This window comes from Microbacterium sp. STF-2 (genome assembly GCF_034650155.1).
GTDB classification, from domain to species: Bacteria; Actinomycetota; Actinomycetes; order Actinomycetales; family Microbacteriaceae; genus Microbacterium; species Microbacterium maritypicum_A.
The window spans coordinates 1,032,392-1,046,338 of record NZ_JARKMW010000002.1 but is presented as its reverse complement, the minus strand read 5'-3'; the positions used below and the strand labels follow the sequence as shown (position 1 = coordinate 1,046,338).

12 protein-coding genes are annotated in these 13,947 nt (G+C 69.4%); 9 read left to right on the top strand and 3 right to left on the bottom strand.

The annotated features are described in order from the left end of the window. Window positions 1-48: 48 nt before the first annotated feature. The 4 genes from MicroSTF_RS18870 (at window position 49) to MicroSTF_RS18855 (ending at window position 3,983) form a co-directional block, all read left to right on the top strand. Window positions 49-825: a Rossmann-like and DUF2520 domain-containing protein gene (locus MicroSTF_RS18870; RefSeq protein ID WP_297559020.1), complete on the top strand. Its 777-nt coding sequence runs from the start codon at window positions 49-51 to the stop codon at window positions 823-825. Then, window positions 822-1,721, top strand: a complete 900-nt coding sequence (gene panC / locus MicroSTF_RS18865) for a pantoate--beta-alanine ligase (RefSeq protein WP_322957765.1) — start codon at window positions 822-824, stop codon at window positions 1,719-1,721. Before MicroSTF_RS18870 ends, panC begins: the two co-directional genes overlap by 4 nt. After that, a complete protein-coding gene (gene panB, locus MicroSTF_RS18860; protein WP_297559014.1) occupies window positions 1,718-2,587 on the top strand; it encodes a 3-methyl-2-oxobutanoate hydroxymethyltransferase in 870 nt (289 codons plus the stop codon). The genes panC and panB overlap by 4 nt, the downstream gene beginning before the upstream one ends. 127 nt (window positions 2,588-2,714) lie before the next feature. Then, window positions 2,715-3,983, top strand: a complete 1,269-nt coding sequence (locus MicroSTF_RS18855) for a hypothetical protein (protein ID WP_297559011.1) — start codon at window positions 2,715-2,717, stop codon at window positions 3,981-3,983. A gap of 115 nt (window positions 3,984-4,098) precedes the next feature. Here the strand turns inward: MicroSTF_RS18855 and MicroSTF_RS18850 are convergent, their stop codons facing one another. Both MicroSTF_RS18850 and MicroSTF_RS18845 read right to left on the bottom strand, forming a co-directional pair. Then, a complete protein-coding gene (locus MicroSTF_RS18850; RefSeq protein ID WP_322957763.1) occupies window positions 4,099-5,793 on the bottom strand; it encodes a glycosyltransferase family A protein in 1,695 nt (564 codons plus the stop codon). A 178-nt stretch (window positions 5,794-5,971) separates the two neighbouring features. Further along, a complete protein-coding gene (locus tag MicroSTF_RS18845; RefSeq protein ID WP_029260145.1) occupies window positions 5,972-6,250 on the bottom strand; it encodes a helix-turn-helix domain-containing protein in 279 nt (92 codons plus the stop codon). Window positions 6,251-6,337: 87 nt separating this feature from the next. On the opposite strand from MicroSTF_RS18845, the gene map reads away from it, so the two are divergent. The 5 genes from map (at window position 6,338) to MicroSTF_RS18820 (ending at window position 12,228) form a co-directional block, all read left to right on the top strand. Beyond that, the gene (gene map / locus MicroSTF_RS18840; RefSeq protein WP_322957761.1) at window positions 6,338-7,111 is read left to right on the top strand and encodes a type I methionyl aminopeptidase; all 774 of its coding nucleotides are present in this window, start codon (window positions 6,338-6,340) and stop codon (window positions 7,109-7,111) included. Between the two features lie 44 nt (window positions 7,112-7,155). Continuing rightward, window positions 7,156-7,674, top strand: a complete 519-nt coding sequence (locus tag MicroSTF_RS18835; protein ID WP_029265232.1) for a hypothetical protein — start codon at window positions 7,156-7,158, stop codon at window positions 7,672-7,674. Window positions 7,675-7,717: 43 nt separating this feature from the next. Beyond that, window positions 7,718-8,353, top strand: a complete 636-nt coding sequence (locus MicroSTF_RS18830) for a PadR family transcriptional regulator (RefSeq protein WP_029265231.1) — start codon at window positions 7,718-7,720, stop codon at window positions 8,351-8,353. Between the two features lie 45 nt (window positions 8,354-8,398). Further along, the gene (locus MicroSTF_RS18825) at window positions 8,399-10,093 is read left to right on the top strand and encodes an ABC1 kinase family protein (protein WP_322957759.1); all 1,695 of its coding nucleotides are present in this window, start codon (window positions 8,399-8,401) and stop codon (window positions 10,091-10,093) included. A 134-nt stretch (window positions 10,094-10,227) separates the two neighbouring features. After that, on the top strand, window positions 10,228-12,228 hold the full coding sequence (locus MicroSTF_RS18820) for a BCCT family transporter (protein ID WP_167253535.1): 2,001 nt from the start codon (window positions 10,228-10,230) through the stop codon (window positions 12,226-12,228). A 26-nt stretch (window positions 12,229-12,254) separates the two neighbouring features. On the opposite strand, the gene MicroSTF_RS18815 is transcribed toward MicroSTF_RS18820, so the two are convergent. Further along, entirely contained in the window at window positions 12,255-13,871 is a 1,617-nt protein-coding gene (locus MicroSTF_RS18815) for an SDR family oxidoreductase (RefSeq protein WP_322957757.1), read from the bottom strand. Between the last annotated feature and the right edge of the window lie 76 nt (window positions 13,872-13,947).

Here is a 13,947-nt window from a genome sequence, read left to right as displayed (position 1 = left end):
CAGATACTTCTGGCACCCGGACCTCGTCAACCGGCTCCGGGAATCGACATGCAGACATCCTTCTCTCTTGCGCCAGGAACGACCATCGCCATCGTCGGCGCCGGCCGTCTCGGACGCGTACTCGCGCGGGCCCTGCGGTCCGCCGAGATCGAGGTGCTCGGGCCGGTCGGACGCGACGAACGGATCCCGGATGCGGACATCGTCCTGCTGTGCGTCCCGGACGCGGCGATCACCGGGGCCGCCGTCGACGCACGGCCCCACGCGGGCTTCCTCGGGCACGTCTCCGGCGCAACTGCGCTCACGGATGTGGACTTCAGCCTCCATCCGCTGCAGACCTTCACCGGCGCGGAGGGGCCCGAGGTGTTCCGCGGCATCGGCGCCGCGATCGCCGGCCGCACATCCGAAGCGCGTCATATCGGGGAACAGCTCGCCGTCGCCCTCGGTGCGCGTCCCTTCGAGGTCGACGACGCGCACCGCGCGAGCTACCACGCGGCGGCATCGTTCGCTTCGAACTTCGTCCTCACCGTGCTCGACTCCGCGGAAGGCCTGGCCTCGGCGGCGGGCATCCCCCGCGATGAAGCACGGGCGCTCCTGGCCCCGCTGGTGCACCAGACGGTCGAGAACTGGGCGACGAGGGGTGCCGCTGCTGTTCTAACCGGACCCATCGCCCGCGGCGACGAGGCCACCGTCGCGCACCAGCGCGCTGCTGCCGCCGAGCTGGACCTCTCCGACCTGTTCGACGCGCTCGCCGCGGCCACCCGTGCGATCGCCGCCCGCCGCACCGCCACCAGCCCCCTCTCCGCAACCGAGGAGTCGCACGCATGAGGATCCTCCGCACGATCCCCGAGGTCCGGGCCGCGATCCGCGACGCCAGAGCCGAGAGCAAGACGGTCGGCGTCGTGCCCACGATGGGCGCCTTCCACGACGGTCACCTGTCCCTCATGCGCGCCGCGCGCGAGGGCTCTGACCTCGTCGTGGTCTCGCTCTTCGTCAATCCGACCCAGTTCGGCCCGAACGAAGACCTCAGCGCCTACCCGCGCGACGAGGCGCGCGATGCCGCGCTCGCCGAAGCCGAGGGCGTCGACATCCTCTTCGCCCCCTCCCCGCCCGAGATCTACCCCGACGGCTTCGCGACGAACATCCACGTGTCGGGCCTCACCGATGCTCTCGACGGCGCGACCCGCGGGGCGCACCACTTCGGCGGCGTCGCCACGGTCGTCACGAAGCTGTTCGGCATCGTCCGTCCCGACACCGCCTATTTCGGGCAGAAGGATGCGCAGCAGGTGCTCGTCGTGCGTCGCGTCGTGCGCGACCTCGATCTCGATGTGCGGATCGTGGCGTGCCCCATCGTGCGGGAGGCGGACGGACTCGCCATGAGCTCGCGGAACGTCTACCTCGACTCCGCCGCTCGTGCACAGGCGGTGGCGCTGAACCGCGCCCTCGACGCCGGGCTCGCGATACTCGAGGCGGGTGACCGCGACGCGGGCAGCATCCTCTCCGCCGCGCGCGACGTGCTCGGCGAGGCGGAGATCGACCCCGAGTACCTCGAACTCCGTGACGCCGAGACGCTCCGCCCCCTCGCTCGTGTCGACCGTGACGCCCTTCTCGCGGTCGCCGCGCACGTGGGCGCTGCCCGTCTGATCGACAACCACGTCCTGCGCGTCGCCGATGCCGCGGAATCCATCGACACGAATCCCACCGATACGGAGACTCGCGCATGAGTGCTCACGCCGATCCCCGCCCCCGCGTCACCCTCGCGACCCTCGCCGCGAAGAGGTCGGCTCGTGAACCCATCGTCATGGTCACCGCCTACGACCACCCGAGTGCGCAGATCGTCGAGGCCGCCGGCGTCGATATCGTGCTCGTGGGCGACTCCGCGGCGATGACCGTGCTCGGCTACGACAGCACGGTGCCGGTCACGGTCGACGAGATGCTCATGCTGACCGCGGCTGTGCGGCGCGGACTCACTTCTCCGCTGCTCGTCGGCGATCTGCCGTTCGGATCGTACGAGGCCTCCGACGAGATCGCCATCGCGACCGCGCAGCGCTTCGTCAAAGAGGCCGGCTGCGACCTCGTCAAGATCGAACGTGGCGGCACGACCGTCGACCGGGCGCGTGCGCTCGTGCAGGCGGGGATCCCGGTCGTCGGACATGTCGGGCTCACGCCGCAGACCGCCACCGCGCTCGGTGGATACCGTGCTCAGGGGCGCACCGCCGAGACCGCGCTGACCGTGATCGACGACGCCCTCGCGCTGCAGGCGGCCGGGTGCTCGATGCTCGTGGTCGAGGCGGTGCCCTCCGAGGTGACCGCCGCCCTCGTGCCGCGGCTCGACATCCCGGTGATCGGCATCGGCGCCGGTGCGGATGCCGATGGGCAGGTACTCGTCTTCCACGACCTGCTCGGTCTCTACGACGGCGGGGCCGCCAAGTTCGTGAAGCGCTACGCCGATCTGCGCGCCGCCGCGATCACAGGTGTCGAGGCGTATACGGCCGAGGTGCGCGCTGGCGTCTACCCGGCAACGGAGCACGGGTACCGGATGCCGGAGGGCGAGGCGGCGCGTCTCGCGGAACTGCTCGCCGAACGGTAGATCGCGTGGGGCCACGCGGCTGCTCGTCGTTGCGGCTCTCCTGCACAGCCTCCGAGTTCGACGAGTTGTCGACACCTCGTGCTTCCGGGGCGGGGAGTGCAGTCGGTGGCGCTCTAGCGTTGCGCGGATGAACCTCTCAGAGCATGTGCACGTGACGTGGGCACTTCACGTCGGGTTGTCTGTCGCCGATCGTCCTGAACTCACCCGAGTCATCCGCGTGCCACGCGACGCCCCCTCCTACTGGGTCGTGGAGGCGTACCGCCTCAGTCTCGGGCGCGAACCCGACGTCCCGGAGAGCGAGGAGGAAGCCGACCCGCCACCCCTCATCGATCTCCTGCCCTGGCGATGTCGCACCCAGCAGGTGTCGATCCCCGGCGTCGCCGAGTCGGTCGACGTGACGATCACCGGTCCGTTCGAGACCCGCATGGGCGATCCGCGGGTCACCGTCGTCGATGCGGGCCCTGCTGACGAGGATGAGCGGGTTCCGGGGGACTGGCAGACGCGACGACCGCCGTTCCGGGCGGAGCATGTGGAGTTCGAGCTCGCACAGCGCTTCGGACTCGTGCAGCCGCGCCTCGACCCGTCGATGGGGGGAGCGGTCGGCGACGCCCTGCGCGACCCCTCACCGCTGGCGTCGCTGTGCGAGTCGTTGAGTCCGGGGCGTCGACTGGCTCTTCTCGCGCACCTCGAAGACACAGGGCTGATCGACGCCGCACCGCCCGATTCGGTGACGGGTGATTCGGTGATGGCTGGTTCGACGACGGTGGAGACCGTGACGGAGGGGGTGCGGGCGCTGATGGTGCAGATCGGTGCCGACGGGGTCGAGCAGGATGCGGCGGACGGATGGCTGCCCCGCACGGTCGCAGCCCGCGCCGTCGAGGCCCTCGGCTGGCCGGACGCGGCGCCTCCCGGCCGGCCCGACCCCGCGGAGTCCCTGGTGCTGCTCGCACGTCGCACGAAGGCGGTCCGCCGGTTTCGCGGGCGCGTCGTGGTCACTCACCGCGGGCAGGCACTGGCGAAGGGCGAGCTGCGTGCATTCGCGCGGATCGTCGAGGCCGTCCGCGCGATCGGAAGAGAGGGGATGTTCCCCAGCGGTCAGCCGCGCACGGTCACCCTGGCGCTGCTGGCCGTCGCCGATGGCTCGGCCGCGACGTTCGATGAGCTCTCCGAGTTCATCGAACGCGGTGAGGCGGCCGTAGCGGAGGGGCGACGAGGCGGAGCATGGGGCTTCGAATGGTCGCTGCGATCGCGTCAGGAGGACGGTGCGGACCGCCGTTTCGATCACCGAGACGCGGCGGGGCGGGTGATCGAGATCCTGTGCGCACTCTCATCGCCGGGAGCGTTCGGCTCGATCACTCCAGCGATGCGCGTCGTCGCACGAGCGGCTCTGCGGTGACTCCGCTGGTGGCGGGCAGGGCTGACGGCGGGCAGGGCTGGTGGCGGGCAGGGCTGGCGGTGGGCAGGCGCGCCGATGCGGGGATGGTGAAGGAGAGCGCCGGAGTGGGGTGGCGTCAGCGGCGCCGCGCGAGTGCTCGGACCCGACGGACAGCGCGTCCGGCGAAGTCCTTGACGCGACCGCCCGGCCATTCGCGGCGAAGCTCGACCGTGCCGTCATCCCTGGCCGCGAGCGTGCAGTTTCGGCCGGCAAGCAGGGGCGACTTTCCCGCGCGGGCGAGCACCGCCGGGGCGGCGACGAGTGGCGTCTCGAAGGTCCATCCCGCGCGCCGGACCTTCACGGTCAGAGCGCCTCCACGCGATTCGTCGTCCGGGCCGAAGACCCTCACAGGGTCGATCGATACGCGGGCGGAGTCGAGGTTGCGGGGGTGGCGGCCTCCGATGCGGCGCTCGGCACCGGTCTCACCGTCGGTGAGGAAGAGGTCGACCCGATCATTGCGAAGCTCGCGGTCGGCGACGAGGAGGGTCTCCGGAAGGCCGTCGATCGTCGAGACGGGAAGCGAGATCAGGCGCGTCACCTTCTTCTTCTTGGAGACGGAGTTCCGGGGGACGGAGTTCTGGGAGACGGATGCCCGGGGGTCCGGGTCCGGGGATTCCGCCACAGGAACTTCGACGACCGTGGTTTCGAAGACGAAGGCATCATGCCCTTCGCTCGTGAGGGTCACGCGCAGCGTCAGGTGCAGGCCGCCTCCACGAGACCAGCGTGCCTCGGTCACCGCCGCGTGACAGGTGATCCCGGCCTCGAACTGCGCAAGCGCCAACAGGTCTTCGCGTCGATCGGCGCGGAGCAGGCTCGCGCGGATCCGATGCGGCAGGCCGAGACCGGCATCGACGCCCGGCCCGAACTTCTTCTGCACCAGGGGAGTGACGACGTCGAGCAGGCGGTCGCGGTAGTCGTCCGGATAGCGGGCCATCTGTCGACCGGAGAGCCGCTTCAGGATCTTGCCGCGGAACCAGTGCCGCAGAAGCCGATCGCGGAGCTTTCCGGGTTCGGTGTGCGCCTCGACGAGATCGAGCACCGTCTCGAGATGGGGGAAGTACGATTCCGGGTCGATGCGAGAAGAGCTCGCGCTGCCCGGTTCTTTGACCCAGGCGTAGCAGGGTTCGCTCGCGAGGATCGAGATCGTCGACGCGGCGAAGTACGCCTGCATCACGAACAGGTGATCCTCGAGGCGCACCTTTCCTTCGGGGAAGCGGATGCCGTTCGCCCGAAGGAAGGAAGTGCGGAACATCTTGTGCGGGGTGAGCATCTCCAGGAGCGGGTCGGTTCCGAGGACCGCGTCGGGGACGTCGTGGCTGAAGATCCGGCTCGGCAGACGACGGCCGATGCCCACCTCCTTGCCCACGATCACATCGGACGAGTGCTGGTCGGCATAATCGCACAGCTTCTCGAGCGCACCGTCGAACAGGTAGTCGTCCTGGTCGACGAACTGCACATACGTTCCGCGAGCAGCGTCGACGCCGTGGTTGCGAGGCATGCCGGGCCAGCCGGAGTGCTCCAGCGACAGCACCCGCACATGGGGGCGGTCGCGGGCGATGGCTGCCAGACGTGCACCGGTGGGCTCGCCCGAGCCGTCGTCGCACAGGAGCACCTCGAGCGAGGCCGTGCCGAGGGTCTGTCGATCGAGCGACGCGATGAGGTCGTCGAACGAGGGCCCGGGCCGGTACACCGGGACGATCACACTCACGCGGATGTTGTCCGCGGATGCCTTGCTCTTCTCCGGCCGATCACTCTGTGACAAACGTCTCACTCCCCCAAGTCGACAATCCCCCGAGCTAAACACGACTTCCTGTGTGCGTCACCGGGCTTGCGCGACGGCCGGGCGTGTGCGCGGTTCACGCGGCACGAGGAAGGGGGATCGAACGACGGGCGGCCGCGACGGAGAATTGGAGCAGAGGAGGGGAGGAAAGCCCGTGCTCATCCGGAGCTCAGGAGGCGATTCTCTGCGCGCCCGAGTCTGCGGAGCGCGAGCCGACCTCGGCCCACACCGCATCCAACGAGAGGCACAGTACATCGGCCACTGCCGCGATGGTCGAGAAGGCCGGCGTGGCCACACGGCCGGACTCGATCTTCCGCAGCGTCTCGGGGGAGATGCCGGCATCCAGCGCGACCGCCAGCATCGATCGTTCACCGCGTGCGCGGCGCAGCAACGCTCCCAGACGCTCGCCGCGTTCGACGTCGGCCGGGCTCAGAGGCATGCGGACCATCATGACGCCCATTCTAATACCGGGATAGTATTACCGGGATAGTTATTGGATCCGCGAAGCCGCATCGAACGACACGGAGGAACACCCATGATCGAGATCCTGAACGCCGAGGAGCTCGTCCGCGCCAGGGCCGCCGGTGCGCTCGTCGGCGACATCTTGCAGGCGCTGAAGACCCGCGCCGAGGTCGGCGTGAACCTGCTCGACCTCGACCGATGGAGCCGCGAGATGATCGAGGAGGCCGGCGCCGAATCCTGCTACGTCGACTACGCGCCGTCGTTCGGGCGAGGCCCCTTCGGGCACTACGTCTGCACGGCTGTGAACGACGCCGTTCTGCACGGCATGCCTCACGACTATCGACTCGCCGACGGCGACCTGCTCACGCTCGACCTGGCCCTCACGCTCCGTGGAGTCTCCGCCGATGCCGCCGTCAGCTTCGTGGTCGGCGATAACCCCGCAGCCGAAGACCTCGCGATGATCGCGACGACCGAGCGTGCGCTCGCCGCAGCCATCGCCGCCGCACGCCCGGGGGCGCGCATCGGCGATCTCTCGCACGCCATCGGCTCGGTCCTGAGTGCCGAGGGCTACCCGATCAACCTCGAGTTCGGAGGTCACGGCATCGGCTCCACCATGCATCAGGATCCGCACGTCGCGAACGATGGGCGTCCGGGCCGCGGCTACACGCTCCGCCCGGGGCTCCTGCTCGCCCTCGAGCCCTGGGTCATGGCCGACACCGACGAACTCCGCACGGATGCGGACGGGTGGACTCTGCGCAGTGCGACCGGATGCCGCACGGCCCACAGCGAGCACACGATCGCGATCACCGAGCACGGCGCGGAGATCCTCACCCTCCCCTCGCGCTGACCGGCCGTCGCGCTGACGGGGGCCCGGCCCCTACAGTGGGTGCCATGCGCGACGCGGCGTCTCTCGACTGGACTCAGGTGGATCTCACGAGCCGTCGCGGCGCCTGGGGTCAGCGCATCACGGCCGGCCTGCTGGTCGCGTCGGGAGTGATCGGCTTCGCTCTGAGCTTCCCCTCACTGTCTGCGTGGTGGTGGGAGCTGGCCCTCCTCGGCTTCGGGTGCCTGCTCATGGTGCTGCTGGGCATCGGGCTCTGGATCAACGCGAGAGTGAACGCGGACGAGACCGTCACGCTGAAGGAGTCGGGGGTCCGTGTCGAGCTGCCGGTCGTCGGGGCGTTCGAGACGACCGACGAAGCTGTGCGGTACCAGCTGCAGCTGCGTCTTCCGGAGCCCGAGCAGGGCCGCGAATACCTGGTGCACGCGTGCGGCGACCGCCGATGCATCGCCGCCGGGCGTGCAGCGCCGAACGCCGAGCTGCCCGTTCTCATCGATGCGAAGACGAAGACATGGGGTGTCATCCACGGGGTCGACGCATCGGAAACTCCCACCCCACCCTCAGGGTGAACGATATATCGTTGAGTATCGTTCACCACAGCAGGAGGTCATCATGAACAACGCATTCCCCTCCAACCCGTTCGGCGGCAACAGCGGCCCCGGGAGCAACGGCGGACCCGGCGGACTCTTCGGCGGATCCGGCTTCGGCACGGGCCCCGGCGGCCCGGCATCCGCGATCTTCGAAGCCATGGACCAGCTCCGCAAGTCGTTCGAGTCCCGCCCCTCCGGCGGCTCGCGCATGGCCCGCGGCGATGTCCGCGCGGCGGTGCTCTCCCTGCTCGGCGAGAAGCCGATGCACGGTTACCAGATCATCAACGAGATCGCCGAGCGCAGCGGCGGCACCTGGAAGCCGAGCGCCGGTTCCGTGTACCCCACGCTGCAGCTGCTCGCCGATGAAGGACTCATCGAGGCCGAAGAGCAGAACGGTCGCAAGACGTACTCCCTCACCGAGGCCGGCCGTGCCGTGTCCGAGGAGAACTCCGAGACCCCTGCTCCGTGGGAGGCGTCGTCCGCCAAAGACGGGCACCGCGACAGCGCCCGTTTCAACGCTCTGCCGAAGGCGGGCGTCGACCTCGCCGCCGCCGCAGCCCAGGTCGGCCGGAGCGGTTCGCCCGAGCAGGTGCAGCAGACGATCGAGGTCCTCGACGAGGCCCGCCGTAGGCTGTACTCGATCCTCGCGCAGGACTGACCGCGCAGTGCGGCATCGAGCGGGGACCTGCGAAGGAGCCACGCGATGACGGATGCTGCGGCACAGGGCGTTCACCGCGCCAGGTACCGTCGCATCCTGTTGTTCGCGGGCCGGGAATTCCTCAAGATCTGGTGGTTCGAGCTCGTCCTCCCGCGTTTCGGGATGAGCAGGATCGCGGAGCGCACCCGCGGCCAGCGGATGCAGACCTTCGCACGGCGCTTCCATGTGCTCGCGGTCGAGCTCGGCGGGCTCATGATCAAGGTCGGCCAGTTCATGTCGTCGCGCCTCGATGTGCTGCCGCCGGAGATCACGAAGGAACTCGAAGGGCTGCAGGACGAGGTCCCACCCGTGCCCACGCCGGCGATCCGCGCTCTCGCCGAAGCCGAATTGGGCATCCCCCTCGAGCGCGCGTATGCCTGGTTCGATGACGCGCCGCTTGCCGCCGCCTCGCTCGGGCAGGTGCACCGCGCCAGGCTCTCGGCCCTCGACGCTGCCGACACCGGTCTCGAAGCGGTCGTCGTCAAGGTGCAGCGGCCGGGTATCGACGAGATCGTCGCCGTCGACCTCGCGGCGCTGCGGCGCGTCGCTCGCTGGTTGACCCGCGTGCGCATCGTCGCCGACCGGGTGGACGCCCCCGCGCTCGTCGAGGAGTTCGCCGAGACCAGCCTCGAGGAGATCGACTACCTGCACGAGGCGGCGAGTGCCGAACGCTTCCGCGAGAACTTCGCCGACGACCCTCGCGTCGATACCCCGGAGATCGTGTGGGAGCGGTCGACCCGTCGGGTGCTCACGCTGTCGGATGTCACGGCCATCAAGATCAACGACACCGACGCCCTCCGCGCGGCCGGCATCGACCCGGCGCAGGTCGCCGCGGTGTTCGCCGAGGTCATGTTCGACCAGGTGTTCACGCACAGCTTCGTGCACGCCGATCCCCACCCGGGCAACATCTTCGTCACTCCGGCGCCGTCGATCGACGGAGAGCCGGGGCCGGGATTCCGCCTCACGTTCATCGACTTCGGCATGATGGCCGAGATCCCGGCGAGTCTCCGCGACGGGCTGCGCACACTCCTGATCGCGGTCGCCGGGCGTGACAGTCGCGGCCTCGTCGCCGCGGCTCAGGAGATCGGCGTGCTGCTGCCCTCCGCCGACACCGCCGAACTCGAACGGGCTCTGAGCACGTTGTTCGCCCGCTTCGGCGGCATGGGGTTCGCCGAGCTGAGCAAGGTCGATCCGCGCGAGTTCCGCGATTTCGCGGAGGAGTTCGGCGATATGGTGCGCTCGCTCCCACTGCAGCTCCCCGAGAACATGCTGCTGTTGATCCGTGCCGTCTCGCTGACGTCGGGAATGTGCAGCGGCCTCGATCCCGCCTTCAACGTGTGGGATGCCGCCGAGCCCTATGCCGGTCGTCTGCTGCGCGACGAGAGCGGGAACATCGTGCAGGCCTTCGCGAACCAGGCGATGGGCACGATGGCCACCACGTGGAATCTGCCCGGCCGGATCGACAAGATCATCACGCGCATCGACGACGGCAATGTGTCGTTCGACACCTCCCGTCTGGAACGCCGACTCGATCGGCTCGAAGGCATCGCCCGCCGCATCGCCTCGGGAGTGCTCTTCGCCGCGATGCTCATCGGTGGCGCGCTGCTCGTCCCCTCGATCGCGCCGTTGGGCATCACCCTGATCTGCGTCTCGGCGCTTCCGCTGCTGCACTCCGTGTTCGGCGGGCGCCGCTCGCGGTAGAAACGGCACGCCCGGGAAACCCAGGTCATCCGGCATCCGTCCGGCGTGCCGTGCGCCGACACGCCGCGGATCGCGAGGGTCGTCTGGGTTTTCGCCTCCGTGCGTGGCCACCTCACGTGACAGGATGGGATGCCATGGAGACCCCTGACGAGAAGCCCGACGAACGCTCCGCAGGACACAATCCTCCGCGCCCCCGCACGGATGCCGTCGGTACGGGAGCGAACCGCCTCCCCGCCAAGGCCACCGAGACGGCACGGAAGATCGTCCGCGACATCGCCGCCGTCCCTCCCCGCAGCGTGCACCCGGCGCTCGTGCCCGGTGTCTCGGTCGAGGAGACCGGGCGCACCTATCGCACCGACCCGCTCGTGTTCGGCGTCGCGGTCGCCCTCACCCTCGCCTTCATCGCGTGGGGAGTCTTCGCGGGCGACAACCTCGCCGGCACGACCCGCACCGTGCTCGACTGGGTGGTGGAGTACTTCGGCTTCTTCTTCACGACCATCGCCACGGTCATCCTGGTCTTCATGCTGTTCGTCGGCTTCAGCCGCTACGGACGCATCCCGCTCGGTCGTGACGACGAAGAGCCCGAGTTCTCGATGTTCTCGTGGATCTCGATGCTGTTCGCCGCGGGCATGGGGATCGGTCTCGTCTTCTGGGGCGCCGCAGAGCCTCTGAACTTCTTCGAGAACCCGCCGCCCGGCACCGTCGAGGCGAACACCCTCGACGCGATGCACACGGCCCAGACCCAGGTGCTCTACCACTGGGGCCCGCAGGCATGGGCGTTCTACGCGCTCGTCGGCGGCGCCATCGCGTACGGGGCCTTCCGTCGCGGTCGCACCCCGCTCATCTCCTCGATCTTCGCCCCGCTGCTCGGCGAAGGACGCACGACCGGGCCCCTCGGACGCACGATCGATATCTTCTCGATCATCGTGACGCTGTTCGGCACCGCCGCATCGCTCGGACTCGGCGCCCTGCAGATCGGACACGGTGTCGAGATCGTCAGCGGCGCGGGGCCGCTCGGCAACGGCGTGCTGATCGCGGCGATCGCCGTGCTCACCGCCTGCTTCATCGCCTCCGCCGTGTCGGGCGTCTCGAAGGGCATCCGTGCGCTGTCGAACATCAACGCCGTCGTGGCGCTCCTGCTGGCGTTCTTCGTCTTCTTCGTCGGACCGACCCTCCTCATCCTGAATGTGATCCCCTCGGTGGCCGTGCAGTTCATCGGCGACCTTCCGCAGATGATCGGTCGCTCGGCCTCGCAGGGCGAGGCTGCTCAGACGTTCCTGTCGAGCTGGACGATCTTCTACTGGGCCTGGTGGATCTCGTGGTCGCCCTTCGTGGGCATGTTCATCGCCAAGATCTCGCGCGGACGCACACTGCGCCAGTTCGTGTCGGTCGTCATCGTGGTCCCGTCCGCCATCTCGCTCGTCTGGTTCGCGATCTTCGGAACCACGGCGATCCAGCAGCAGATGGGCGGAGCGAACCTCACGGTCGATCCGCCGGAAGAGGTGCTGTTCGGCGTGCTCGAGAACCTCCCGTTCTCGATGATCACCAGCGTCGTGCTCATCCTGCTGATCGCGATCTTCTTCGTCACCGGAGCGGACTCCGCGTCGCTCGTGATGGGCACCCTTTCGCAGCAGGGGAGGCCGGAGCCGGCGCGTTGGGTCGCAGTGGTCTGGGGTGTGCTGGTGGGTGTGATCGCCGCCGTGCTGCTCGTGACCGGCGAGGAGGGGAGCGGTCTGAAGTCTCTGCAGAACGTGACCATCATCGCCGCGCTGCCGTTCGCGATCATCATGGCCTTCATGATGGTCGCGTTCATGAAGGACCTGCGGCGTGATCCTCTGATCCTGCGCGAGCGCTACGCCAAGGCCGCGGTGCGGCACAGCGTCATGGCGGGACTCGAGGAGTACGGCGACGACTTCGCGCTGGTGCCCGTCGCGTACGACCACTCCGAGGACGATCTCGACTGGATCGACGAGTCGACCGTCGACGACTCGCTCGCCGAGGTGTACGAGGCCGCGACCGAGGCGATCGACATCATCCCGCCGGCCGAGGTGGATGCGGTCGTCGACGCGGCGCTGGAGGACGGCCCCGTCTCTCCGGATGCCGCGGTCGCTCCGGAGCAGCCTCGCGCGGACTGAAGCGGAGCGGCGCGGAGATCAGGCGATCACGCCGGACCAGGCACCTTCTCAGAGGGCCGGCCGGAATCGGCGGGATCGCCGGTCGCCGCGACGGATGCCTGCGCCTCTTTCGCCTCTTCGGCAGCGGCCGTGATGCGTGCGGCCATGCCGGCGAAGATGGCGCCGTGGAACGGCAGGACGGCGAGCCAGTACAGCCGACCCGTCAGGCCGCGGGGGAAGAAGACCGCGCGCTGCTCGTAGCGGGCGCCTTCGTCGTCGGGCACGGCACGCAACTCCAGCCACGCCTCGCCCGGCACCTTCATCTCGGCGCGCAGGCGCAGGAGCGATCCGGCATCCGTCGTCTCGACGGCCTCGACGCGCCAGAAGTCGATCGCGTCACCCACGCGGGCGGCGGTGCGGCTCCGGCGTCCGCGGCTGAGGCCCACGCCGCCGACGATGCGGTCCATCCACCCCCGCACCGCCCACAGCAGCGGTGAGGAGTACCAGCCGTTCTCGCCGCCGATGCCGAGGATCACGCCCCACAGCTCCGCCGGGGAGGCGCTCGTGGTGACCGAGCGGGAGTCGGTGAAGACCGTGCGTCCGGCCCATTCCGGATCGCTCGGCAGGGGGTCGCTGGGCGCGCCGGAGACCTCGGAGTCCTGCCAGCTCGTCTCGATCGTGTCGCCCCGGACTCGACCGAGCGCCAGATCGACCGCGCGGCGGTAGGGAGTCAGCCCGCCTTCCGGGCGGGGGATGAGCTCGTCGACCTCGTGGTCCTTCATGATGCACTCGTTCTGCAGTGACGCGACGAGCGGGCGGGCGATCGACCGCGGCACCGGGGTCACCAGATTCACCCAGTGCGATGCGAGGCCGGGGGTCAGCACCGGGAGGGCTGCGATCGCACGCTGCCGGAGCCCGGCCTCGACCGCATAGCCGTTCATCATCTGTCCGTAGCGCAGCACGTCGGGGCCACCGATGTCGACCGCACGATTCACGTCGGGGTCGACCCGCGCCGCTCCGAGCAGGTAGTGCAGCACGTCGCGCACAGCGATCGGCTGGATGCGGTTGCGCACCCACTTCGGCGCGGGCATATACGGCAGCACGTCGGTGAGATGACGGATCATCTCGAAGGACGCCGAGCCCGATCCGATCACGACGCCCGCTTGCAGCACGAGCGTCGGCACGCCGGATCGCAGGAAGATCTCGCCCACGTGCACGCGCGAGCGCAGGTGCGGTGAGAGCTTCGCGTCGTCCGGATGCAGGCCGCCGAGGTAGACGATCCGACGCACGCCCGCGCGGGCCGCCGCCTCGGCGACTGTCGTCGCGGCTCGCTCGTCGCTCTCCTCGAAGCCCTTGCCCGCAGACATCGAGTGGATCAGGTAGTACACGACGTCGACGTCGTCCATGGCCGCGGCGACGGCGTCCGCGTCATCCGCCGACCCCTCGACGATCTCGCAGTCCGGACCCCAGGGGAAGGATGCCGCCCGCGCCGCATCCCGTGCCAGCGCGCGCACGCGGTATCCGGCGTTCAGCAGGCGCGGGGTCAGCCGCCCTCCGATGTATCCGGTCGCACCGAGGACGAGGGCGCGCGGCGCGGAGCCGTCGTCGCGGGGGATGGCGCGCAGCGTCTCTTCGCGACCGGTGGGCTGGGTGAGTTCGGGCATGTCCTGAGCGTAGGCCGGGCGTCCGACGCGCGGAACGGGGTTGCGGGGTGCGGCGACGGTCTGTAGGAGGGCGGTG

Coding starts and splice junctions, on each gene's coding strand:
- MicroSTF_RS18820 (WP_167253535.1), top strand. CDS start 10,228: ATGGAGACCCCTGACGAGAAGCCCGACGAACGCTCCGCAGGACACAAT.
- MicroSTF_RS18855 (WP_297559011.1), top strand. CDS start 2,715: ATGAACCTCTCAGAGCATGTGCACGTGACGTGGGCACTTCACGTCGGG.
- panB (WP_297559014.1), top strand. CDS start 1,718: ATGAGTGCTCACGCCGATCCCCGCCCCCGCGTCACCCTCGCGACCCTC.
- MicroSTF_RS18870 (WP_297559020.1), top strand. CDS start 49: ATGCAGACATCCTTCTCTCTTGCGCCAGGAACGACCATCGCCATCGTC.
- panC (WP_322957765.1), top strand. CDS start 822: ATGAGGATCCTCCGCACGATCCCCGAGGTCCGGGCCGCGATCCGCGAC.
- MicroSTF_RS18815 (WP_322957757.1), bottom strand. CDS start 13,871: ATGCCCGAACTCACCCAGCCCACCGGTCGCGAAGAGACGCTGCGCGCC.
- MicroSTF_RS18835 (WP_029265232.1), top strand. CDS start 7,156: ATGCGCGACGCGGCGTCTCTCGACTGGACTCAGGTGGATCTCACGAGC.
- MicroSTF_RS18830 (WP_029265231.1), top strand. CDS start 7,718: ATGAACAACGCATTCCCCTCCAACCCGTTCGGCGGCAACAGCGGCCCC.
- MicroSTF_RS18825 (WP_322957759.1), top strand. CDS start 8,399: ATGACGGATGCTGCGGCACAGGGCGTTCACCGCGCCAGGTACCGTCGC.
- map (WP_322957761.1), top strand. CDS start 6,338: ATGATCGAGATCCTGAACGCCGAGGAGCTCGTCCGCGCCAGGGCCGCC.
- MicroSTF_RS18845 (WP_029260145.1), bottom strand. CDS start 6,250: ATGGTCCGCATGCCTCTGAGCCCGGCCGACGTCGAACGCGGCGAGCGT.